This window comes from Lysinibacillus sp. NPDC096418 (assembly GCF_044762775.1).
Lineage (GTDB): Bacteria > Bacillota > Bacilli > Bacillales_A > Planococcaceae > Lysinibacillus.
The window spans coordinates 97874-121225 of record NZ_JBIWEY010000005.1 but is presented as its reverse complement, the minus strand read 5'-3'; the positions used below and the strand labels follow the sequence as shown (position 1 = coordinate 121225).

The 23352-nt window shown below is 39.1% G+C and carries 20 protein-coding genes; 17 read left to right on the top strand and 3 right to left on the bottom strand.

The features are described from left to right. Positions 1–37: 37 nt before the first annotated feature. Complete coding sequence (locus ACIQZG_RS07030; RefSeq protein ID WP_402754456.1) at positions 38–610, top strand: branched-chain amino acid aminotransferase; 573 nt, start codon at positions 38–40, stop codon at positions 608–610. Continuing rightward, positions 607–1557, top strand: coding sequence for a TRM11 family SAM-dependent methyltransferase (locus ACIQZG_RS07025; protein ID WP_402754455.1), 951 nt, complete (start codon positions 607–609; stop codon positions 1555–1557). The genes ACIQZG_RS07030 and ACIQZG_RS07025 overlap by 4 nt, the downstream gene beginning before the upstream one ends. A 47-nt stretch (positions 1558–1604) precedes the next feature. Here the strand turns inward: ACIQZG_RS07025 and ACIQZG_RS07020 are convergent, their stop codons facing one another. Then, positions 1605–2288: a ZIP family metal transporter gene (locus tag ACIQZG_RS07020; RefSeq protein ID WP_402754508.1), complete on the bottom strand. Its 684-nt coding sequence runs from the start codon at positions 2286–2288 to the stop codon at positions 1605–1607. A gap of 331 nt (positions 2289–2619) precedes the next feature. On the opposite strand from ACIQZG_RS07020, the gene ACIQZG_RS07015 reads away from it, so the two are divergent. The 3 genes from ACIQZG_RS07015 (at position 2620) to ACIQZG_RS07005 (ending at position 6418) form a co-directional block, all read left to right on the top strand. Next, positions 2620–4305 (top strand): FAD-dependent oxidoreductase, encoded by a 1686-nt coding sequence (locus ACIQZG_RS07015; RefSeq protein WP_402754454.1) that lies wholly within the window; start codon positions 2620–2622, stop codon positions 4303–4305. A 48-nt stretch (positions 4306–4353) separates the two neighbouring features. Continuing rightward, entirely contained in the window at positions 4354–4614 is a 261-nt protein-coding gene (locus ACIQZG_RS07010; protein ID WP_402754453.1) for a hypothetical protein, read from the top strand. A 103-nt stretch (positions 4615–4717) separates the two neighbouring features. Continuing rightward, positions 4718–6418, top strand: coding sequence for a GNAT family N-acetyltransferase (locus tag ACIQZG_RS07005; protein ID WP_402754452.1), 1701 nt, complete (start codon positions 4718–4720; stop codon positions 6416–6418). 65 nt (positions 6419–6483) lie between these two features. On the opposite strand, the gene ACIQZG_RS07000 is transcribed toward ACIQZG_RS07005, so the two are convergent. Next, entirely contained in the window at positions 6484–7074 is a 591-nt protein-coding gene (locus tag ACIQZG_RS07000) for an NUMOD4 domain-containing protein (protein WP_402754451.1), read from the bottom strand. A 192-nt stretch (positions 7075–7266) separates the two neighbouring features. Between ACIQZG_RS07000 and ACIQZG_RS06995 the strand changes: the two genes are divergently transcribed. The 10 genes from ACIQZG_RS06995 to ACIQZG_RS06950 all read left to right on the top strand — a co-directional run bounded on the left by ACIQZG_RS06995 (position 7267) and on the right by ACIQZG_RS06950 (position 18866). Further along, positions 7267–8877 (top strand): Na/Pi cotransporter family protein, encoded by a 1611-nt coding sequence (locus tag ACIQZG_RS06995; protein WP_402754450.1) that lies wholly within the window; start codon positions 7267–7269, stop codon positions 8875–8877. Positions 8878–9469: 592 nt separating this feature from the next. Continuing rightward, a complete protein-coding gene (locus ACIQZG_RS06990; protein ID WP_402754449.1) occupies positions 9470–9916 on the top strand; it encodes an SACOL1771 family peroxiredoxin in 447 nt (148 codons plus the stop codon). A 129-nt stretch (positions 9917–10045) separates the two neighbouring features. Further along, positions 10046–10681, top strand: a complete 636-nt coding sequence (locus ACIQZG_RS06985; RefSeq protein WP_402754448.1) for a sugar transferase — start codon at positions 10046–10048, stop codon at positions 10679–10681. A gap of 52 nt (positions 10682–10733) precedes the next feature. Next, complete coding sequence (locus ACIQZG_RS06980) at positions 10734–11816, top strand: glycosyltransferase family 4 protein (protein WP_402754447.1); 1083 nt, start codon at positions 10734–10736, stop codon at positions 11814–11816. Continuing rightward, positions 11816–13495, top strand: a complete 1680-nt coding sequence (locus ACIQZG_RS06975) for a GNAT family N-acetyltransferase (protein ID WP_402754446.1) — start codon at positions 11816–11818, stop codon at positions 13493–13495. The genes ACIQZG_RS06980 and ACIQZG_RS06975 overlap by 1 nt, the downstream gene beginning before the upstream one ends. A 16-nt stretch (positions 13496–13511) precedes the next feature. Continuing rightward, a complete protein-coding gene (locus ACIQZG_RS06970; RefSeq protein ID WP_402754445.1) occupies positions 13512–14234 on the top strand; it encodes a hypothetical protein in 723 nt (240 codons plus the stop codon). Further along, the gene (locus ACIQZG_RS06965) at positions 14210–15205 is read left to right on the top strand and encodes a polysaccharide deacetylase family protein (RefSeq protein ID WP_402754444.1); all 996 of its coding nucleotides are present in this window, start codon (positions 14210–14212) and stop codon (positions 15203–15205) included. The genes ACIQZG_RS06970 and ACIQZG_RS06965 overlap by 25 nt, the downstream gene beginning before the upstream one ends. 293 nt (positions 15206–15498) lie before the next feature. Further along, entirely contained in the window at positions 15499–16770 is a 1272-nt protein-coding gene (gene hutI / locus ACIQZG_RS06960; protein ID WP_402754443.1) for an imidazolonepropionase, read from the top strand. Position 16771: 1 nt separating this feature from the next. Then, positions 16772–17734, top strand: coding sequence for an agmatinase family protein (locus ACIQZG_RS06955; protein WP_402754442.1), 963 nt, complete (start codon positions 16772–16774; stop codon positions 17732–17734). A gap of 244 nt (positions 17735–17978) precedes the next feature. After that, positions 17979–18866: a 5'-3' exonuclease gene (locus ACIQZG_RS06950; protein WP_402754441.1), complete on the top strand. Its 888-nt coding sequence runs from the start codon at positions 17979–17981 to the stop codon at positions 18864–18866. A 252-nt stretch (positions 18867–19118) separates the two neighbouring features. Here ACIQZG_RS06950 and ACIQZG_RS06945 read toward each other — a convergent pair whose 3' ends face one another. Then, positions 19119–19433, bottom strand: a complete 315-nt coding sequence (locus tag ACIQZG_RS06945; RefSeq protein ID WP_402754440.1) for a thioredoxin family protein — start codon at positions 19431–19433, stop codon at positions 19119–19121. A 267-nt stretch (positions 19434–19700) separates the two neighbouring features. Between ACIQZG_RS06945 and ACIQZG_RS06940 the strand changes: the two genes are divergently transcribed. Together ACIQZG_RS06940 and ACIQZG_RS06935 are read left to right on the top strand one after the other, a co-directional pair. Further along, positions 19701–22085, top strand: coding sequence for a 3-hydroxyacyl-CoA dehydrogenase/enoyl-CoA hydratase family protein (locus ACIQZG_RS06940; protein ID WP_402754439.1), 2385 nt, complete (start codon positions 19701–19703; stop codon positions 22083–22085). 53 nt (positions 22086–22138) lie between these two features. Beyond that, the gene (locus tag ACIQZG_RS06935) at positions 22139–23311 is read left to right on the top strand and encodes an acetyl-CoA C-acetyltransferase (protein WP_402754438.1); all 1173 of its coding nucleotides are present in this window, start codon (positions 22139–22141) and stop codon (positions 23309–23311) included. Positions 23312–23352: the final 41 nt, after the last annotated feature.

The following is a 23352-nucleotide window of genomic DNA, read 5'->3' as shown; positions in this document are numbered from 1 at the left end:
ACTTGTGGTTGAGCTAATTGATTGGAGCTGGTGATTGGTGTTAAAAAAACAGATAGAATTTTTAATAAATGAAAAAGAAATTATTAAATTATTAGATGTAGAAAAGGCATATGTACAAAAGTATGAATTAATAAATGATAAGGCATTAGTGGATACTACTTCTTTAGAGTTGAATGTAATCGAACGTTGTAATAAGGAAACAGAAGAGTTGTTAGCGGAAGAAACTGCTTCGTTTCTCACAATGCCTGTACACTATTTAAAAGAACACCCAAATGAATTTATGTTTGTGACGTCTGATCGACTGGATGTCATCCGCGTAGATACGTTTGCTCTTGAATTCGATGAAGCATTTGGTGTGTATAGTGCTTTATTTGGACTGCGATTGCAAAAGAAGCAAAGTGATTTTTTACATACGTATTTAAAAGCACATTTGCAACACGAAAAGATGACATATAGTGCGGCATTTTCTGGGGAAGATGGCCTGTGGGAAGTAAATCTTGCGTTAGATGCATTGGATGGGTTTAGTGAGCAACAATCATTCGATGAAGTGCTTGTACGTTTATATCGCTTTGTTTTTGGATTGCTAGAAGAACTAGAGGCGATCATATGACAAAAACACAAGTTTCTTCTTATGTTTATACGTATACATGGCAAATTGATGAGGCCGAGCTATGTAAATTAGAAATGCGCTCATTATTTGGATTTGATGTAGCATCAAACTTATTGATCTCACCTGAAAAAATTGAACCAAGTAGAAGTCCCTTTATACGAAGTCGCTTAGATGTATTGCATGAAGCGGATGATATTGCGGCAATTTCTCACTTTGCACAAGGGCTGGAATTAGGCGAGGCAACATTTAAGGTACTGTGCTTAAATACAGTAGACCTTGGGGATACGAAGAAAATTCGGCAGGATGAACGTCATCAGGTGGAGCGGGAAATAGCTTTAACTATGCACGCAGAGCCAGATTTAAAGAATCCTGATATTGTTTTGGGGGTAGTGTTGAATAATAATCGCTGGTATTTTGGTCACTTAGTTGAGAGCGAGGCAATTTGGCTCAAGCACCAACAAAAGCCTGAGATGTATTCGACGGCACTTAGTACTCGTGTAGCACGAGCAGTCGCAAATATTGCGATTCCGAATCCAGTAGATGTTCGAGCAATTGATCCGTGTTGTGGTATTGGCACGGTTTTAGTAGAAGCATTGTCGATGGGGATGGATATCGTCGGAAGTGACATTAATCCGCTTGTCGTAAAAGGTTCACGAACGAATATTGCTCACTTTGGTTTACATGGGGAAGTAGTAAAAGGTGATATTGCACAGATTACGGAAAGCTATGATGTAGCTATTATTGATATGCCTTACAATCTATTTACGCATATATCAATTGATCAGCAGTTTTCTATTATTAAGGAAGCACGACGAATTGCAAAAAGGGTTGTTTTAGTAACTATCGAAACGATAGATGATATGGTGCATGATGCAGGCTTTGAAATTAAGGATCGCTGTATCGTTAGAAAAGGCACGTTTGAGAGACAAGTGTTAGTGTGTGAATAAAGGATGTCCAACAAGGTCAATGAGTGACTTTGTTGGACATTTTTGTTTTAAATCATGATATGGAATACATAGCTCAATAGATAGCCCATTAAGATGAATGTCAGAAATGTTCTCCTTGGCACAGTTCGGACATTATGTAGCATAAATTCAGAGACGCTGGTTGTTGCAATCAATGCAATGGATACGCCCATCAGCATACTTTGCCCCTGATCCGTGAGCTTTGTAAAATGACCAATCCAGACAAATATAGTGAAAAATATAGAAAAGCCTATAAAGCAAAAAAACAATTTCCATAATTTATCGCCCTGAGAGAGGAGTGCTATAGTAAGTGCAAAACCCTCAGGAAGATGATGAAGAATAACGGAGGTTGTGATTGTAATACCGAAGTTTGATTTCCCTAGTAAATTTCCGACAGTTAAAGCTAGTGGAATCGTATGCAGCAACATGGCAATAAGGAGTAAATAAAGTGACGGTTTAAGTGATGTAGTGGGATGGAATGATTTATGAAGTATAAGAAATAAGAGATAGCCAATGATGAAGCCAAGTATGATACCAAAAGAGTCATATATTTTTAAAGACGATGGCAGGATGTCGTTGATTAGTAAGCCAAATAAAAATCCACCACATAACAATGATAAGCCTTGAGTTGTATGTTGAAATAGCCTAGAGACGAATAAGGCGACAGCCCCTCCTATACTAATACTGAAGAAAAGAAGCCCTCCTAGTGCCATAGCATTCAATAGTATTATTCCTCCGCCCTATAGTAATTACAAAACTTTATTAAATAATGTATGAAAATAATGGACATTTATGAGGGGACTATTTGTAAGAGGTGTGAAATTGCGAGTAATTATATTATAGAAATTAGTATTACTTAGTGTGAAAATTGACAGAATATTATTTCAATTTCATACTTCTTAGTAGAAAGACCATTGCTATTAGACTGTTAAGCAGGTAATTAAGAAGAAATCAAATTACTGTTAGTCATTCATCAAAAGATTCATTGTCATACAGATTCATTCATGTAGTCAAATACAATTGATGAAAGCGAGGAATTCAAGTATGAAGTGGGATGCGAGTTATGATGTAGTAGTAGTAGGTTCAGGTGCTGCAGGGTTAACTGCTGGGTTAACGGCAAAGTTGCAAGGGATGAAATCATTAGTCATTGAAAAAACAGATCGCTTTGGTGGTACATCTGCCTTATCAGGTGGTGCACTCTGGATTCCCAACAATCATGTGATTAAAGCGGCAGGTGTGCCAGATACACAGGAGAAAGCTCGTTTATACTTAGATTCAACTATTGGCGATCGAGTGCCATCCGCGTTGAAAAATGCTTATATTACACGTGGTCCAGAAATGTTGAAGTATCTATATAATAAAACAAATCATATGCGTTTTCAGTACGCAAAAGGCTATTCGGATTATTATCCTGAAAAACCAGGGGGCTTCCCACAAGGAAGGTCGATTGAGCCGCTTATATTTGATTTGAAGAAAATGGGTACGCTAGTCAATACAATGCGCCAAGCAACGATATCTACAAAGGGTTTTACGATGAACAGCTATGAGTTTCATAAAGTGAATATGATTCGCCGTACGAAGATTGGCAAAACAACGGCATTAAAGTTAGGGATGCGTCTAGTGAAATCCAAAGTAACAGGTAGTCAGCCAGTTGCGTTAGGCGTATCACTTGTTGCGCGTCTACGAATGTCACTTGCAGAAGCGAATGGTGAGTTATGGGTTTCGACGGCTTTTAAAGATTTTATCGTTGAAAATGATTGCGTCGTTGGTCTGCTTGTAGAGCGTGAAGGTCAGGAGATGCGTGTTGAGGCAAAGTGCGGTGTTGTACTCTCGTCTGGTGGCTTTTCGCATAATCAAGCCTATCGGGAAAAGTATTTGCCGACACCAACAAGTGCATTATGGACGTCAACTCCAGAGGGTCAAACAGGTGATATCATTGAGCCAGGTGTAAGAATTGGCGCACAGTTAGACTTAATGGATCGTGTATGGGGGGCACCTTCAGTAATTGATCCGAATGGTCATCCATTTTTCTTAGTCGCAGATAGAGGCATCCCAAATATGATGGTGGTGGATAATGCGGGTAAACGTTATATAAATGAAGCTGCACCTTATCATGAATTTGTGGATAATATGAATAACCATCATCAAGAAACGGAAGCGGCGGTACCTTCATGGATTTTAATTGATGGTACTGCGAAGAGTCGTTATATTTTCACAGGGTTATTCCCGGGGCAAGCGTTCCCGAAAAGCTGGTATGATCATGGCATTGTGAAGTCCGCACAGTCAATTGAAGAATTAGCGCAGCAAATGCATGTGCCAATCGGAAATTTAGTGAATACTGTTGAGCGTTTCAATGCTTTTGCACGAAACGGTTGTGATGAAGATTTTCAGCGAGGGGATAGTGTCTACGATAATTACTACGGAGACCCAACGTTAAAAAATCCAAACCTAGCCGAAATCAAAACGGCACCTTTCTTTGCATTGCGCTTATATCCGGGGGATATTGGGACAAAGGGTGGCTTAGTCATTGATGAGCATGCGCGTGTGGTAAAAGCAGATGGTACGCCAATTGAAGGTCTTTATACATCGGGTAACTGTTCGGCATCTATCATGGGAGAAACATATCCTGGACCTGGTGCGACACTCGGACCAGGTATGACGTTTAGCTATATTGCAACGACACATATGGCGCATACCAAAAAAGAAGCAGAGGCATTGGTAGAGGCCTAATCAAACAAAATCCTTATCGTCTATAAAGATGATAAGGATTTTGTTTGATTGATAAAGTATCTTGTCTATAGAAATTGCATGAATGGATTGTTCTTAAAAATGGTTTCTACACCAAAATTCGTACTTGAAGATTCCTTTAACTACAGAAACGTGGAGTTGATTTTGGTTCCGGATGAGGCGCTTTTCGGGGGGCGTCCGATTAGCCACTTCAGCAGGGCAATTGAATATAGAAGAGTACTTAGCGTAGCTGTTCTAATAACTGCTCCAATGAATATAGTAGCTAGTGGAGAGAGGTTCAGAAAAGAATGATGAGATGCATAGTTACACAATTTAATTATTTTTAATGGACAGTTTAAAGCATATGCTAAAGAGCATGCATTTTCATCGACAGTAAAGAAAGGATGACCAATACGTGCTAGAGTATAGACTTGTAAAGTCGTTAAATGAACTTGAGCCATATCGTGAAACTTGGTCGGAGATACTTGAAGTTGAAAAAAATGATAATCCCTTTGTGGAATATGAATGGGTTGCTACATGGTGGAGGATGCTTGGAAGCGAAGAAAATATAGAAATTTATGTGGTCGAGTATAATGGAAAAGCCGTAGCATTTTTTCCTTTTATACATATAATTCGATTTGGTGGTATTCATCAATTCGGCTTTTTAGGGCAAGGTTTTGCTACTTACATGGAGGTAATTTCTAAAGGGATGTGGAAAGAACAGGCAATTGAATATATGTTAAGTGAACTTGCTCGTACATTTCCGCGGGTTCTTTTCGTATTTCATGGTTTACTTGAGAGTAAGGAGACATCACGTATACTTGAGAAGTATGCGATACAACGTGAATTATCCCATTCTATTTTTCGTATTGTGACACCGTATATAGATTTTGAATCAATCGAGCTATCAGACTTTATGAAGAAACATCATAAAAAATTTAAAAGTATCAATCGTCGAGAAAAACGATTGAAATCTCTTGGCAAATTAACATTTCAGGAGGTTATCGATAATAAATTAGATAAGATGTTTCATTTGTTTGAAAGAAGATGGAGAAGGAAACTTGATACGAGCGGTTTTGCAGAGGTGCAGACGAGAAATTTTATTGAAAGTTTAGCAACGCAACGGAATGGAGCGATCCATGTAGAAGTTGGAAGTCTTCAGTTTGAAGGACGATGGATTGGCTTTACTATTGATATTTGTTGCCGTGGTAGGAATCTATGTCATGCGATGGGGCATGAGCCAGATTTTAATTTATTCGGTCCAGGACGTTTAATTGAGAAAGAGAATATGTTAAAAGCGCATAATTCAAATTATCGTATCTATGATTTTGGTAGTGGATATGAGCCGTATAAGTTTGAATGGTATACACATTTGGATTTCACACGGAAGTTTGTGATGAGTTCAAGTGGAAAAAGGGAACGTATTGTAAAAGCTATGTTGGTAATGTGCTATTCTTTGAAAGAAAAATTGAAGACAAATTATCAATTGGTTAGTTTTAAACGTAATCGAATTGGTGAGATTATGCATTTATTCAAAGAAGCACATTTGAAAGAATGGGTTGCAACGTTTGTAAATGGCTTTAAACGTATTTTCTATATGAATCTATTTGATATTTATTATTTAGATAAAAGTGTTTGTGAAAAAGAATTTTATTTTTATGAGGTGCCTATTCAAGAAGTACTAGAACATGAAAAACGTTCAGAGCTTATTTCATATTATTTTAAAGGCTATAAGCTTTATAGCGAGGATAAACAAAGTATTTCATTTTTACAACATGATCGTTGGATACGTGAGGAATCCACTGGATTTATGCAAGAGTTGCCGTCAAATTCTACTTATGTAAAAACGTTTGATAGCCATAATCTTTCGAATGTTGTAGGTGCGGTACAAAAAAAGAAACAAACAATTTTTACTTCTGTAAAGTGGTATGAGTGGCGAAAAAGGAGAGAACTTGCTAAATTGGGGTTCCAAAAGATAGAGCGAATATGGGTGAATCGATTTTTCAAGTGGAAAAAGATGGCCCGTCAAAATAATAAGTGGGAGAATTTCATTCAGAAAAAGGGGCAAAGCTTGAACCAAGTTTGGCATATGATTTTTTTGCCACTACTGATTTAGCTTTGTGACATCAATATAAAAAGTCCTCATCTGCGAATGTAGACGATGAGGACTTTTTCATATAATTAAAAATGGATACCTGGTTTGTCGCTTAGTTTACAACCTGTGCCGTATTTTGCTTTAAGAGCACCTTTGAAAGTTGTTTCTTCAAGCTCTGGGAATGCTTTCTTCCATAACTCAAAGACATTGTGATTAGAAGCGGCGCCATCTTTTGAAAGACGTACGATATGGAACCCGTACTCGTCATTGCAGCGCGCCATTGCACGGTGCTCACGAACAGAAATCACACGGCCACTTGTTGTAATTTCATATAACTCTTCATAGCCTGTAATTGCGCGGCTTTCTTCTTCAAGGTTAGAAGTTTCAACTTTTGCCGGTTCTTCTTCGAGAGCAGCTGTAGCAGCAGTTTCCTCTTGAGTAGGAAGATCTTCGACGATCATAAAGTCCTTATTGGACGCTTTGTCACTCATTGTTGACATAACATTCATGATCGAGCCTACATAATGCATTGGTGTGTCGTTACCTTCCTCATAAACGAATATATTATAATCAGTTTTATTGAATTTTTTCATAATAATATTGCCGTTTGTAATGGTGAAACCGATGAATTTATGTTTGTTTAATGCTTGTAATGCTTGTTGCTTCGTTAAAATCATTGTAATTCTCCTAAGAAATGTTTTCTCTATTTTACCATAAAATAGAGTTTTCTTCGATGTTTTATAAAAGTACTATAGAAGCATCTATCTAATGAATTTTAAAAATGGTAATATTAAGTATTATTTACATTTGTAAAAAATTATTAATTTTTGATGACATTTGTAAAATATTTAAGGCGAGGTGTTATTGGTTTGATTAATGTATTAGGGGGCATTGGGTTATTTTTACTCGGTATGACGATGCTTACTAACGGATTGAAAGAATTGGCTGGAGACGCACTAAAAAAGTGGCTAAACCGTTTTACGGGCGGTACGATTACCTCTGTACTTTCGGGGGCATTAATGACCATGATCGTTCAATCTTCAACAGCGACAACGTTAATTACGATTGGCTTTGTGAGTGCCGGTTTATTGACATTCATACAATCCATCGGAGTCATTATTGGTGCGAATATCGGTAGTACGAGTACAGGCTGGATCATTTCATTAATTGGTTTCAAAATTAATATGCAAACGATGTCATTACCGTTTATTGCACTGGGTGTATTTGTCCAGCTACTAGCGCCGCGCGATTTTAAAGCGGCTGGCGGTATTTTAACAGGTTTCGGATTATTATTTTTAGGGATAGATGTACTGCAAGGTGGTATGGCATCTGTTCAGGACATGATCCCATTCGATTCATTCCAAGCGGATTCAATAAGTGGGAAAATGATTTTAATTGTACTTGGTCTTGTCATGACGGTTATTATGCAAGCTTCTAGTGCGGCGATTGCAGCGACCTTAACGGCACTTTATGCTGGGGCTATTGATTTTGAACAGGCTGCTTATTTAGTAATCGGTCAAAATATTGGTACGACGGCGACGGCGCTTTTTGCGGCGATTGGTGCTTCAACAGCGGCAAAACGTACGGCAATGACGCATGTCATGTTTAATGTAGCTACAGCGATTATTGTAACGCTAGGTGCATCACTGATGTTTTCACTGACAAAAACTGTGACGACAGTGATTAATGGTAGCTTCGATGCAACGCTTGGTATTGCGGTATTTCATACATTATTTAGTGTGATTGGTGCGATTATTTTTGTACCGTTTGTTCGACCATTTGCACGTTTTATTGAGAAAATGATACCTGAGAAGGGTAGTTATTTAACGCGTAACTTGGATGATAGTGTTGCGAAGGTTCCAGGTGTTGCTGTAGAAGTATCATTCAATACGTTACAGGAAATTACGAAGGAAGTAACAGCAGTTATTGTGGCTCTGATTCAGACGAAGAAAATGACGACTGAATCGGAAAATAAATTGAATCAAATTGAAGAGGCAATTGAAAAAACACGTGCTTTTATGGATTCGATTCAATCGACTTCTACAAAGGATCGCTACAAGCATATTTCACTGTTACACGCTCTAGATCATTTGTATCGTTTGGCAAAAGCATTACGAGAGCAGAATCCAAATACATTACAATTACAGCCGGCGTTGACGGAAAAGTGGTTACATGTGTTGGAGGAAGTTCTTACCACAATTGATGAAGATGCAAAGCTTCCTCAAATCGCAACGCAATTACAGGAGACTTCAGCAGAAATGGCTGCTGAGCGACGGGATAAAAGAATTGCGTATTTTGAACGTTCTGTGGAAAATGCAACTATGCTAGAAGTGACTGTATCGAAGGTAGAAGCGTTATTATGGCTCGATCGCCTTGTCTATCATTACTGGCGTTCAACAGCTCGATTAGCGGAATATCAAACAGCCACGAAGAAAAGCAAGCACGGAGAGGCAACACAAAATTATGCTTTAGTAGATTAAAAGAATGCCTTGCTCCCAGATAGTTGGAAGCAGGGCATTTTTGTTTGTGGACTAAAGGTTCGATTGTAAAAAGATTATAACTAAGTGGTTCTAACTAACTGACTTACTTATTATAATGTATTTATACATGGTGGTTGATTTCCGTTCCGGCAGTGCGCTTTCCAGGGGGCGTCTGATGAGCCGCTTCACTCGCTCCAGGATCTCGGGCCAACGTAATTTTGGTCACGAAGGCGTTGTCACAGGATGTGACGTTTTTAGCCTTCCTTCCTTTATTATGCTTCCCCAGGAGTCGTCCAGCCTGCAATCGATGAGTTCTTAAAAAGAATGCTACATTAATTGGTAGAAGTCGGTCTCTCTTTTATAGCAAGTAGTTTCTTGGAAGGTCACTCTCATTTTATTAGATGGAGATAAATGACTTAACTCATTAAGAGTTAGGTAAATAATTAACGCTTTCAAATTCGTATTTAGGTTTTTTTCTTAGAATTTATAGCTAATATAGGTTCCTTTTATTGAAAAAAGATGGATTAAGTTTTTCTTGTCGAAACTTTTGCTTCAAAATTGTCTAATAGAATTGGAGAAGGGGGTATGTTTTATGGTACAACATACGTTTAAGATGGATTTAAAGTGGGGAGATGGACGAAATGGTTCTGGTGTCTTGCAGGCGGACAAGCTAAAAAGTGAGATTTCTATTCCTCAAGAAATGGGTGGTCTTGGGATAGGGACCAACCCCGATGAAATGCTACTGGGCGCAGCGGCAACTTGCTATTTAATAACGTTAGCAACATTACTTGAAAATTCGAAAATTCCAGTAGCGAGTTTATCGATGCAGGCAGAAGGGATTGTCAACGTGACAAAGGGCGTTTTTACTTACGAGAAAATACTTCATAAGCCATATGTTTTATTAGACTCTCCAACGGAACGTGAAAAAGAGCGGGTAATGAGAATTGCCAAAAAAGCAGAGCAAACATGTATGATTAGTAAGGCGTTAAAAGGCAATGTGACGATAGAATCTTATGTACAAATTGAACAAGCACGATGATTACTTATGTAGTCATCGTGCTTTATTTTTTATTAGTTTTCTGTTGTATTTACTTTCCCTAAATAGTTCTATTAATGACCAAATCGAATATATAAGTGGTAAGGGCTAAAAAATTGAAAGGTTGATGCCATGGACCAACAAGCAACACAAATTGCAACATTTTACGGACAATACGGGAAAAGGATTTTTGACATAATAGTTGCACTTGTTTTGCTACTCATCTTGTTACCTTTTATGTTTGTTGTCTTACTTGTTTTACTGCTCACTACTGGACGACCTGTTTTTTTTACACAAACGAGAACAGGTATTCATCAGCAGCACTTTATGATTTGGAAGCTTCGAACTATGGAGATGCGTACAGTCTCACTTGATATACCAATCATGAGTACAGACGGTATACCAGATGATTTTTATTTTAAAACAGCTACGGATGCACGTGTTACTAAAATTGGTGCTGTTCTTCGAAAGTTAAGTATTGATGAAATTCCACAACTCATTAACGTATTAAAAGGCGAAATGAGCATTGTTGGACCAAGACCAGAAGTTCCAACGATTACAAATGCTTATAACGCGATGCAGGCAGGCCGGCTTGACGTGAAACCAGGCTTAACAGGACTGGCACAAGTTAATGGAAGATCAGATATTTCACATGGGCAAAAAATAAAATATGACTTACAGTATGTAGAAGAATATAGCTTATGGTTGGACATTAGAATCGTCGTAAAAACCCTTTATGTTGTCTTAGCAAGAACAGGAGCTTACTAACGCACATGAGGGGAGAATATACGTACTGAAAATTGTCCAGTTGATTACGCGTATGGATAAAGTCGGTGGCGCTCAAAAGCATGTCGAGGCGCTTGCGATCGGGTTGAAGCAAGATGGACATGAAGTGACGATTGTAACGGGATTGTATGAAGCATCTCTATGGCATTTAGAAGAAGAGCAAATTAGTGTGATCAGTATACCTGCTTTACAGCGAGCTATTCATGTAACAAAAGATTTGCAGGCTTTATGGCAATTACGAACGGTCATCAAAAATTTACAGCCAGATATACTTGCAGCACATTCTTCGAAAGCAGGAGCAATTGGCCGTATCGTAGGAGGTTATTTACGTATCCCAACAGTTTTTACTGCGCATAGTTGGAGTTTTACAGATGGTGTGCCACCTAAGAAACAGTTTATTTATCGTCACCTTGAGAAGGCAGTACAGCCATTAACAACGAAAATTATTACGGTGTCAGAGTATGACAGAAAACTAGCGCTTGCAAAAAGGATTGCCCCTACACATAAAATGATGACGATTCATAATGGCATTGAGCTATTAACGGAGAACAATCAAATTGAACGCAATCGACATGAGGGCCCATTAATTGTAATGGTTGCTCGTTTTGAAGTGCCGAAAAGACAAGATTTATTGTTGGAGGCACTATCTGAACTAACAGATATCCCTTGGCAACTTCACTTTATCGGAGACGGTTCGCTACGCCCTTTACTCGAAAAATATGTAGCAGAGCATAATTTAATGGGGCGCGTGCAATTTTTGGGCAATCGAATGGATATCACAACATTGCTTGCGAAAAGTCAGCTATTTGTTTTGTTATCTGATTGGGAAGGCTTGCCGATTTCTATAATTGAAGCGATGCGTGCAGGGCTTCCCGTCATTGCTACGAATGTGGGAGGGGTCAATGAGTTAATAGTAGATGGTGAACATGGATTTCTCATTGAACGTAATGAGAAATCATTGCTGAAGACACGATTACGGCAGTTGTTGAGTGACGAGGTACTAAGGGCAAAAATGGGCAACAATAGTGAACGACATTTTCTAAGGTATTTTACATTTTCCCCAATGTATCAAAAAACGCTGTTTGTCTACGAGCAAGCATTTGCGAAAAAAAGGTGATGAAACTGCAAATAATACGCATACAAACGGTTAGGGAACTCTTACTATATAAAGGATTTTGGGATGGGATTTTAGAAGCTGAGCAAAATGATAATCCATTTATAGAATTTGCTTGGTTTCATAAATGGTGGCAAATCGTAGGGACTAATGAGCATGTAGTTGTGTATGCCATAAAAAAGGACAATGATATTATTGGTTTTTTTCCATTTAGTATTAAGAAAAGATGGGGGATAACTGTATTTTCACTGACAGGATCAAACACCGCGAATTATTCGGGTTTTGTTGTAAAAAAAGATGGGGCGCTGCAAACTGTTTCTTTTGTATTTGATGAAATATTGAAACGACATCGACATGTGCTTTTTTCTTTTCATGGCTTACTGGAAAGTGAAAATTCTTCTAAATTGATTGAACGGTATTTTGTTGAACGACAATTGGTCAAGAGTATTTTTCGTGTTGTAACTCCGTATCTTTCTTATGAACAAACTGATTTCCAAACGTTTTTTAATGCTCGAAAAAAGATGCATGGGCTGGATCGTCGAGAGAAGAAGTTACGAAATCTAGGCTCATTAAGCTGTAAGAAACCCGAACATAATGAGCTTTGGCGAATGTTTAAACTGTTTGATAGGCGTTGGTCGAAAAGAAATGATTCGAGTGGTTTTACTGTGGGGAAGAAGAAAGAGTTTTTTGAGGAACTAGCACTTATTGAAGGTGAGGCCTTACAAATTGAGGTAGATTCATTGGTTTTTGAAAACCAATGGATCGCCTTTACGTATGGCATCTGTTGTAGAGGGCGCTACGTAACGTATGCACTTGGCCATGAGCCGAACTTTAATTTATTTGGAGCAGGACGGTTAGTTAATCAAGAAACAATGAAGCGTACTTTTTCACAGGGATATAAAGTTTTCGATTTCAGCATTGGGTATGAGCCTTATAAATTTGATTGGCATACAGATATTGATTTTACAAGAAAAGTACTAGTTAGTGGTGAGACGAAGCGTGCTAAGCTTTTGTACATTTGGTTAGCTACAAAAGAACGCGTGAAAGAAATGCTTAAAAGTAGTCGGCGAATAGTAGAGTGGAAACGTAATGTTTGGGGACAATGGCGTTACTTAGTAAAACGCGGTCGTATGAAGGACTGGTTACACTATACACAACAGCTATTCAGGAAAGTTTTTCGTTATGAACAGATAGATTTATATGAATTAGTCGGATCTTCATCAACTATTCCGCTTCGTCCAGTTGGACAACTTTATGAAGAAATGTCTATTCAAGAAGCGGTGCAGCTGGAGCATGATAATTTGATTCCATTATTTTATAAAGGCTATACCGTCTATAAGGATTGCTTTGCAAAAACGAGTAAACGTGCTTTTGCCCTGCATTCAAGATATTGGCGCGTAGATGCTTTGCAAATTGTCGAGCCACTTCCACAACATACTTATTTTTTAGCACATGATGATCGGCAAAATATCGAAGTGACAACGGCCTTTTTTCAAAAGATAAAACCAACAGAGGGACTATGGGTGACAGCAAGTTTTTGGCAATGGAAGAAGCGGAAACGATTACAAAAACTAGGGTATAAAAAGATTTCTCAAATGAAACGTTTGAAATGTGGTCGTTTTGAACGTAGTCAAGTTAAAAAATTTTCAGAGACTGGGGGCGGTGTTCATTCTATCAATTAGACGCAAGCGTTGGAGTATGGCAATCCAGCATATTTATTTTGCAGATAAGCCTACTGTAGCAAGGAAAAAAATGAAGCTAGTACGTCATGTACATTCTCTAATACCGAGTCGGAAATTAGCGAGAAGTGAAACGGCTCATATTTCTTTAATACAGGATGAAAAGCAATTACGGGCAGCTATGTCCATGCGAAATCTACAAATGATTGAGCGTGCACAGAAAGAGCCATATCAAGTATTTTTATATGAAGCCCCTACACCTTCTAACTTACGTGATTTTCAGAAGTTTTATAATCAGATTGCGAAAGAGCAAAAGATAGAGCCGATTGGTCGTCGCGAAATGGACACGTTCAACTTACTAGCAAGAGAAAAGGCGTTGTTACTAACGGAAGTACGCAGCGAATGTGGACAAACACTATGCTATGGGATGGATGTTGTACATGGTAAAAAAGCGATGTCTTATTATGTTGCAACAACGAATCTGTTCATGAAACCCGAACATTTGAAACAACCTATCCGTTATGCACATTGTTATTTACTTTGGCATAATTTACTTTATTTGAAACGTCGTGGCTATGAAGTATATGATATGGGCGAGTTAACGGATGATGTTGCTGTTAGAGAATTTAAGCTTGGCTTTGGTGGACAAATTGTAGATGTATATTCGGGATATATTGCGCAATCAAAAATAAGCGCGCTACTATTAAGTATGAAAAAGTGGAGGAAGCAACAATCGATGTGAGAAATGGTGGATTGGTCATTTCGCTGGATTTTGAGTTGAATTGGGGTGTTCACGATGTATTTCGTGATGGACAATACGATGAAAATTTATTGGGTGTTCGAGCCGCCTTGCCAAAAATACTCGCACTTTTTGAGAAATATGACATACATGCGACATGGGCAACGGTTGGATTATTATTTGCCAATACGAAAGCTGAGATGACACACTATTTACGAACAATACCTGTGAAGTATGAAGAGATGCTTTATGCCGCATATACACAGCTAGAGCACGTGGGCGAAAATGAGCAGCAGGACCCTTTACATTTTGGTCAATCATTAATAGAACAAATTATCCGTACACCTCATCAAGAAATAGGGACACATACGTTCTCGCATTTTTATTGTCTGGAAAATGGACAAACGGAAATGGATTTTCGAGCAGATTTACAGGCTACAAAAGGTATTACTGTTGATCAAATCGCAGATATGAAATCCATCGTTTTTCCTCGTAATCAAATAAATCCACGCTATTTCACAGCATGTAAGGAAGTGGGTTTGTTGTGTTATCGAGGTAATGAAGAACATATATTATACAAGGCCACAAAATTTACAGATAAAAACATACTACTCAGGATTGGTAAATTGCTCGATACTTACATTAATATTTCAGGGCATCATATTATACGACTCGAGGACATGCAAAAAGAGGCATTCATTAATGTACGTTCAAGCGTTTTTTTAAGACCTTATTGTGCTTTTTTAAAAGGATTAGAAGGTTTGAAAGTAAGGCGCATTAAGGCGGGGATGCTTAAGGCGGCCAAGGAGGGGGCTTATTACCATTTATGGTGGCATCCCCATAATTTTGGCAAGCATACAGACCAAAACCTAGCAATACTCGAGAGACTATTACAGTATTATAAAGAATTGAATAAAAATTATAATTTTCAAAGCTACTCGATGCAAGAAGTAGCAATGCTTTGTCGGCAATAACGTTTCATTAGCGGAATGTTATTGCTTTTTTGCAATTTCGAGAAAATTTCATTGTTAATAAGAGGGAATTCGATAAGGTGTGCCGAAATTGTTAATTACAACAGGTAGTAATTAATCATTAGGTTCTTCATCAAAAGGTAGGGTGGACATAATATATAGCGTTGATTGGAGTGAAGCCAGCGTGACTCCTTGGGGCTTATCTGACGCCCTCAGTAAAGCACGCTGGCGAAACGGAAATCAACCCCTGGCTACGGCGATGAACTAAGCATTAGAAACAAATGGGGGAATTAGGGATGACGGAGATAACACAAAAACCAATTTGGATTCAAAATATTTCACAGTTAGTGACGCTTGCTAGTAAAAAAAAGGGGCCACGTGTACGTGAAGAGATGAGAGAATTAGGAATCATTGAAGGTGGAAGTGTTTGGATAGAGAACAGCATTATTAAGGATGTCGGTACAACACGCCAAATGATTTTGAAGTATTTATCAAGGGCCAAAGAGGCAGATATAGTGGATGCTACGGGAAAAATTGTGACACCTGGGCTGATTGATCCACATACACATGTAGTTTTTGGGGGGAGTCGCGAGAACGAATTTGAAATGCGTATGGAGGGTGCCAGTTATATGGATATTATGAATGCAGGGGGAGGCATTCATGCAACGACGCGAAAAATGCGCACATTATCAGAGGAACATATTTTCAATCAGACGGCTAGGCGCTTAGATTTATTTTTACAACATGGGGTGACAACGTTAGAAAGTAAAAGTGGTTATGGCTTGGATTTAGAAAATGAGCTCAAGCAATTACGTGTCATGCGTAGATTACATAAAAAGCATCCAGTAGATATTGTACCGACATTTATGGGGGCACATGCAGTACCTGAAGAATTTCAAAACAATCCAGAGGCATATGTTGACTTAGTAATCGAAGAGATGATTCCAGCAGTAGTTCAAGAAGATTTGGCGAAATTTATAGATGTGTTCTGTGAGGTAGATGTCTTTACACCCGAACAAGCTGAACGTATCTTATTAGCTGGTAAGGCACATGGGCTAGTTCCAAAAATTCATGCAGATGAAATTGAAGAGAATAAGGGAGCACACGTGGCAGCAAAAGTTGGCGCTATTTCAGCGGAGCATTTACTAAAGGTATCAGATGAGGGCATTCAGGAACTTGCGAAATCAGGTGTAATGGCATGTTTATTGCCAGCGACAGCGTTGTATTTGGGTGAGAAACCAGCACGAGCACGGGATATTATTGATGCGGGTGTGCCTGTAGCTATTTCAACGGATTGTAATCCTGGCTCTTCTCCAACGATCTCAATGCCACTTGTGATGAATCTAGCGTGTATAACAATGCATATGACACCAGCGGAAAGTCTGTGTGCGGCTACTTATAATGCAGCTTGTGCCCTACAAATTGAAAACCGTGTTGGTTCTATTGAGGTGGGGAAACAGGCTGATTTAGTATTATGGGATGTGCATAATCATCAAAAATTACATTACATTTTTGGTGTTAACCACGTGAAAATAGTATGGAAAAATGGAGTGAAGGTGGTCGGCTAGTATGTTTATAAAACCGAGGTGCAGCTGGGAGGAGAGTAAAGGCTCAGGCTTGCATCAATGGATTAAACAAAAAGAAAATCCACATCCAAGTGAAGTTGATGTGATTGTATATGGTTCATTATTATCGTATGCCGAGGATCCAACAAGAACGGCGCAGTACCCTAATTCATTTCGTGAGGCTTGGCCGGATTTTCAATCTTATAATTTAGACGAACAAATAAATTTACGTGCGTTATCTGTTGTGGATATTGGCGATGTAGCCATTTATCCAACCGATAAAATGCTGTCCCATTCGGCAGTAGAAGCTGCAGCGGAAAATTTATGCATGGCGTTCTCAAGAAGCTTTACATGTTTAATTGGAGGAGATCATTCGATAACCGCCGAGTCAATACGTGGCATTAAAAATGCATATCCAAGAGATCGTATTGGCATTATCCAACTTGATATGCATTTAGGTGCACACAACTTTGGTGAAATTAGAATGGGCAATAAAGCACCAATTCATGAGTTAATGGAAGCTGGGGTCGTTGAAGGGGCGCATATTTATCATGTTGGTTCGTACGGTTTCTTCAATTCGCCAGAAATGATTCATTATACACGTGAACATGGGATACATATGATTACACTAAAGCAAATGCGTCGTGATGGTCTTCAGTTAACGATTCGAGAAATGCTACGTCAACTTATGTATGAGGTAGATCGTATTTACGTTTCGGTGGATATGGATGTACTGGATGTAATGTTTGTTCCAGAAGTGCCAGCTGCTGCTTCTGGCGGTTTAACAGCTTTTGAATTATTTGATATATTAAAGCTTATCGGTGAGAACGCAGGCGTACGCCACCTTGATTTTGTCTGTGCCGATTCAAAGAAGGACGAACTACATCCAACAACGGTGAAAACAGGCATTATTGCATTTTTAAATTGGTTGACTGGCATCCAACTCGACAAGCACAATCGAATTTGATTTCTTTTTCCTGTAACTAACAATGAACAAATTTTAAAACAGTTATTTCCATTCTGTTAAAGTATAATAGCTTTTTGCTGGCACACGTAAGCCGCAACCCGCGCTACACGCCTTATCTAGTAGTGTGGAAATATTAATAACTATTTTTGCTCATTTAAAGCTGTAAGTGAAATGTTTATTAACAGCTTAGTTCAATCATTGTTTGCTATAATACAAGAATGATTGATAGAGAGGATTTTCAACGATGACAACAAAACCAAAACTTTTAATTGTAGATGGAATGGCATTATTATTCCGTTCATTTTTTGCTTCTGCAGCAATGGGGCATTTCATTCGTTTGCCAGACGGGACACCAACAAACGGGGCACAGGGGTTTGTACGTCATGTCTTAACAGCGCAATCACTAATGCAACCTACGCATATGGCAGTATGTTGGGATATGGGATCACACACATTCCGCAATGATTTATTTGATGGCTATAAAGCAAATCGTCCTGCACCACCAGAAGAAATGCTGCCTCAATTTGATATGGCTAAAAATTTATCTGCGCAAATTGGTTGGCAAAACTTCGGCGTTCCAGGGATGGAAGCGGATGATTTAATTGGCTCAATGATTGAAAAATGGAAGCACGATGCAGAAATTACTGTCATCAGTGGGGACAAGGATTTATTGCAGCTATTAAATCCATCAACACAAATTGCTTTTACGAAAAAAGGCTATACCGAATACGACGTGTATACTAATACCCGCTTTAAAGAGGAATACGGCATTGAGCCTTTACAATTCGCACAGGTGAAGGCGTTTATGGGTGATTCAAGTGACGGCTACCCTGGCGTTAAAGGAATAGGACCAAAGCAAGCCTTAACACTGATTCAAACATATGGTTCGATTGACAACGTCCTTGCTTCATTAGAGGAGTTAAAGCCAGGCCAACGTACGAAAATCCGTGAAAATATGGATATGTTGAAATTATCACATGAGCTTGCGACGATTCATACTGGTGTACCAATTGAAGCGGACTTTGCGAATCTAGTGATACAAGAATATGAACAACAGACATTCAAAGCACTAAATGAAAAGGGCTTCACATTAATTGCAAAACAAGCACGTTCTTTATACTCACTTGTTTAAGAGTAATTTGTACACATTTATATAAGGGCAGTCTAAGTAGTAAAAACCGAGTGAAGCGAGGGTTGCGACATAAGCGGTGCCCACGGTAAGCGTAGCGAGACTGTGTTTTGCGACGAAAGCGAAGCGACAGGAGTCGACGAAGCGGCTCAAGGCTCGCCCTCTGGAACGCCGTCTGCCTGGAACGGAAAACGACGGGTCCCTTGCACAAAAGAACCGCATTTCACATCTTGTGTGAAATGCGGTTCTTTTTAATTATTGTGCTGATAAGAAGTCCATCACTTGTTGTGGTGATTTAGCGTTTGCGCTATGTAAATGTGCTAACTTTTCACCGTTTTGGAAAATCAATAAGCTTGGAATTCCCATTACATCGTATTTGTCAGCGATTTCTGGAAGCTCGTCGCGGTTAAGCTCGTACCAGTCATAGTTGTTGTAATCAGCAATGATTGGATCGATGAACATGTCCATACGTGTGCAATCAGGGCACCAACCAGCATAAAATTTCACTAGTACTTTTTGGTCTCCAGCGATCAGTTCGTTGAATTGTTCAGCAGTTGTTATTGTTTTCATTAGTAATTCACTCTCCTCGTTTATCATTCTACACATTTTTTACATTTCTCGAAAGTTTTCTGTTTGTAGATTTTTGTGAAACTACTTGTTGTCGTGTTTTCGCTCGTTAAAAACGAAAAAAGATATATATTACAAAAATATTTGTTGAAAAAAGATTGCCAAAATTAACAAAATAATCTACACTAAAAACAGAAAAGGTTCTTTTATATTTTTTTGGTCATAAAATGAATGACTATTCATTCAAGGGAGAATAAGGGGGAATTGCTTGTGACTTACAACATTAAAAAAGCGGCCGTTCTAGGCTCAGGGGTAATGGGCTCTGGGATTGCAGCACATTTAGCAAACATCGGTATTCCAACACTACTATTAGATATCGCACCAAAAGAACTAACAAAAGAAGAGGAAGCAAAGGGACTTTCTCTGGAGCATCCAGCAGTTCGCAATCGTTTTGCTCAAGGCGCTCTACAAAAATTATTGAAGCAAAAACCAGCACCACTTACTTCTAAGAAAAATTTAGCGCTACTAACTGTAGGTAACTTTGAAGATGATTTAGAAAAATTAAAAGACGTTGACTGGATCATTGAAGTTGTCGTTGAAAATCTAGCAATTAAACAAAATTTATATGAAAAGATTGATGCCGAGCGTACGCCAGGCACAATTATTAGTTCAAATACATCAGGTATTAGTATTGATGCGATGGCAGAAGGGCGTTCAGCAGATTTCCAAAAGCATTTCTTAGGGACACACTTCTTTAACCCACCACGTTACTTAAAACTATGGGAAGTGATTCCGGCAAAAACAACTGCACCAGAAGTTGTAAGTTTCATGAAAACATTTGGGGAAGATGTTTTAGGAAAAGGTGTCGTACTAGCGAAAGATACACCAAACTTCATTGCTAACCGTATTGGCACATATGGGTTACTGATCACTTTGCAGGAAATGATGAAAGGCGGCTACTCCGTTGGGGAAGTTGACTCTGTAACGGGTCCAATCATTGGTCGTCCGAAGTCAGCGACATTCCGTACATTAGATGTTGTAGGGTTAGATACATTTATTCACGTGGCGAAAAACGTTTATGATCAAACAACAGGCGCAGAGCAGCAAGTATTCGTGGTGCCAGAGTTCCTACAAAAGATGGTGGAAAAAGGTTGGTTAGGAGCGAAGTCTGGGCAAGGTTTCTTTATCAAACAAGGAAAAAATATTTTGGAAATCGATCCGAGTACATTGGAATATAGCCCAGTGAAAAAATTGAAAACACCTTCTATTGAAATGGCAAAGCAAGCTCGTGGTCTAGCAAATAAAGTGAAAGCTTTAGCATATGCAAAAGACCGTACTGGTGAATTACTTTGGAATATTTTTGCGCCAACTTTAATTTATTCGGCGCAACTTCATGGGGAAATTGCGGATGATATCGTGGCGATTGATAATGCGATGAAATGGGGCTTCGGCTGGCAACAAGGTCCATTTGAAACATGGGATGCACTTGGCGTAAAAGATTCCGTTTCAAAAATGGAAGCGGAAGGTCTTGAAGTACCTGCATTCGTTAAAGAAATGTTAGCGAATGGCTTTGATACCTTCTATTCAGAAATTGATGGGGATTTAGCTTTCTATAATGGGGCTGAGTACGTAAAAGTGCCAGTGAATGAAAAAGAAATCAACTTAAAGCGATATAAGAAAAAACATGGTGTGATTAAATCAAATACAGGTGCTAGCTTAATAGATTTAGGTGATGGCATCGCTTTACTAGAATTCCATTCGCAATCAAATGCAATTGGTCTAGACATTATTCAAATGATTAACTTTGCAATTGACGAAGTAGAAGCAAACTACAAAGGCTTGGTCATTGGAAACCAAGGGAAGAACTTCTGTGTAGGTGCAAACTTAGGTATGATTTTAGTCGAAGCACAAGATGATAATATTTTCGAACTCGATTTCACAATTAAAGCATTCCAAGATGCAATGCAAAAAATCAAGTATTCTGGTAAGCCAGTAGTTGCTGCGCCATTCGGCATGACACTTGGTGGCGGAGCAGAAGTTTGCTTACCAGCAGCGCATATTCAAGCAACAATGGAAACGTATATGGGCTTGGTAGAAGTTGGTGTCGGACTAATTCCTGGCGGTGGCGGAAACAAAGCGCTTTATGAAAAATTCCTTAAGGGGTTACCAAAAGGTGTAGAAGTAGACTATCAAACGATTGCGAATAAAGTATTTGAAACAATTGCTACAGCAAAAGTTTCAACATCAGGTGAAGAAGCATGTGATAATAACTTCCTTAACTTTGCAGATGGCATTTCAGTAAATCCTGATCATCAAATATATGATGCGAAGCAAGCGGCTTTAGCGCTATATGAAGGAGGCTACTTACCACCTGTACCAACGAAAATTCCAGTAACGGGTGCTTCAGGTTACGGAACGTTAGTAATTGGTGCACAAGGTATGCTGCAGTCAGGTTTTATTAGTGAGCATGATTTGAAAATTGCCAAAAAATTAGCTTATGTAATAGCGGGTGGTAAAGTTCCATATGGCACATTAGTTGATGAACAATATTTATTGAATTTAGAACGTGAGGCGTTTTTAAGTTTAGTCGCTGATCCACTGTCACAACAAAGAATGCAGCACATGCTTCTTAAAGGGAAACCACTTCGTAACTAAAAGAGAAATTATTCGATACTATTTGCACATGTAAACAAAGGGGGATTTAAACGATGCGTGAAGCCGTTATTGTAGCAGGAGCACGAACTCCAATTGGAAAGTCAAAAAAAGGTTCTTTAGCAACGGTAAGACCCGATGATTTCGGAGCAGTCGTTGTCAAAGAGACATTAAATAGAGCGGGATATACAGGGCAGGTAGATGATCTTATTTTAGGTTGTGCAATGCCAGAAGCGGAGCAGGGGCTTAATGTGGCACGAAACATTGGAGCACTAGCGGGATTACCAGATACAACACCAGCAATCACCATTAATCGCTACTGTTCATCTGGTTTACAGGCAATTGCTTATGCAGCGGAACGTGTTATGCTGGGGCATTCAAAAGCGATACTTGCTGGCGGAGTTGAGTCAATGAGTATGATTCCGATGGTGGGGAATACACCACGTCTAAACCCTGAATTAGCTGAAAATGCACCGCAATATTATATGGGTATGGGTCATACAGCCGAAGAAGTAGCTCGCCAATATAATGTGAGCCGTGAAGACCAAGATGCATTCGCTGTACGTTCACATGAGCTAGCTGAAAAAGCGATAAAAGAAGGCAAGTTTAAAGATGAAATCGTACCAATCGAAGTGGAACAGCATTATGTAGATGCGAATCATAAACCACAAGTAAAGAAATTTACATTTGACATGGATGAAGGAGTTCGTCCAGGTACATCTGTTGAAGGATTAGCAAAGCTTCGTCCTGCTTTCAATGTGAAAGGGAGTGTTACAGCTGGTAATGCTTCACAAACATCTGACGGTGCAGCAGCAGTACTTGTAATGGATCGTGAGGAAGCTGAAAAGCTAGGCATGAAACCGATGGCGAAGTTTTTAGGCTTTGCAGTGGGAGGCGTTCCTCCTGAAATAATGGGGATTGGCCCTATCGTGGCTGTGCCAAAAGCGTTAGAAATTGCAGGCCTAGCTATCGAGGATATCGATCTTTGGGAAATTAACGAAGCATTTGCCTCACAATCACTACAAGTCGTTCGCCATTTAGGAATCGACCAAGAAAAGGTGAATGTCAATGGAGGAGCAATTGCGTTAGGGCATCCGCTTGGTGCAACAGGCGCCATTTTAACACTAAAGCTCATCCATGAATTAAAACGTCAAGGGAAAAAGTACGGTGTTGTGACAATGTGTATCGGTGGCGGTATGGGTGCTGCCGGAGTATTCGAGATTTTATAAGTTTGCTAGACAAGTATCTGGGTGCATTGTTTTCGGTTGCC

What these genes read in the sequence shown, in the direction of transcription:
- ACIQZG_RS07025 (WP_402754455.1), top strand. Translation starts at nt 607, where the DNA reads ATGACAAAAACACAAGTTTCTTCTTATGTTTATACGTATACATGGCAA.
- ACIQZG_RS07020 (WP_402754508.1), bottom strand. Translation starts at nt 2,288, where the DNA reads ATGGCACTAGGAGGGCTTCTTTTCTTCAGTATTAGTATAGGAGGGGCT.
- ACIQZG_RS07015 (WP_402754454.1), top strand. Translation starts at nt 2,620, where the DNA reads ATGAAGTGGGATGCGAGTTATGATGTAGTAGTAGTAGGTTCAGGTGCT.
- ACIQZG_RS07000 (WP_402754451.1), bottom strand. Translation starts at nt 7,074, where the DNA reads ATGATTTTAACGAAGCAACAAGCATTACAAGCATTAAACAAACATAAA.
- ACIQZG_RS06990 (WP_402754449.1), top strand. Translation starts at nt 9,470, where the DNA reads ATGGTACAACATACGTTTAAGATGGATTTAAAGTGGGGAGATGGACGA.
- ACIQZG_RS06985 (WP_402754448.1), top strand. Translation starts at nt 10,046, where the DNA reads ATGGACCAACAAGCAACACAAATTGCAACATTTTACGGACAATACGGG.
- ACIQZG_RS06980 (WP_402754447.1), top strand. Translation starts at nt 10,734, where the DNA reads ATGGATAAAGTCGGTGGCGCTCAAAAGCATGTCGAGGCGCTTGCGATC.
- ACIQZG_RS06975 (WP_402754446.1), top strand. Translation starts at nt 11,816, where the DNA reads ATGAAACTGCAAATAATACGCATACAAACGGTTAGGGAACTCTTACTA.
- ACIQZG_RS06970 (WP_402754445.1), top strand. Translation starts at nt 13,512, where the DNA reads ATGGCAATCCAGCATATTTATTTTGCAGATAAGCCTACTGTAGCAAGG.
- hutI (WP_402754443.1), top strand. Translation starts at nt 15,499, where the DNA reads ATGACGGAGATAACACAAAAACCAATTTGGATTCAAAATATTTCACAG.
- ACIQZG_RS06955 (WP_402754442.1), top strand. Translation starts at nt 16,772, where the DNA reads ATGTTTATAAAACCGAGGTGCAGCTGGGAGGAGAGTAAAGGCTCAGGC.
- ACIQZG_RS06950 (WP_402754441.1), top strand. Translation starts at nt 17,979, where the DNA reads ATGACAACAAAACCAAAACTTTTAATTGTAGATGGAATGGCATTATTA.
- ACIQZG_RS06945 (WP_402754440.1), bottom strand. Translation starts at nt 19,433, where the DNA reads ATGAAAACAATAACAACTGCTGAACAATTCAACGAACTGATCGCTGGA.
- ACIQZG_RS06935 (WP_402754438.1), top strand. Translation starts at nt 22,139, where the DNA reads ATGCGTGAAGCCGTTATTGTAGCAGGAGCACGAACTCCAATTGGAAAG.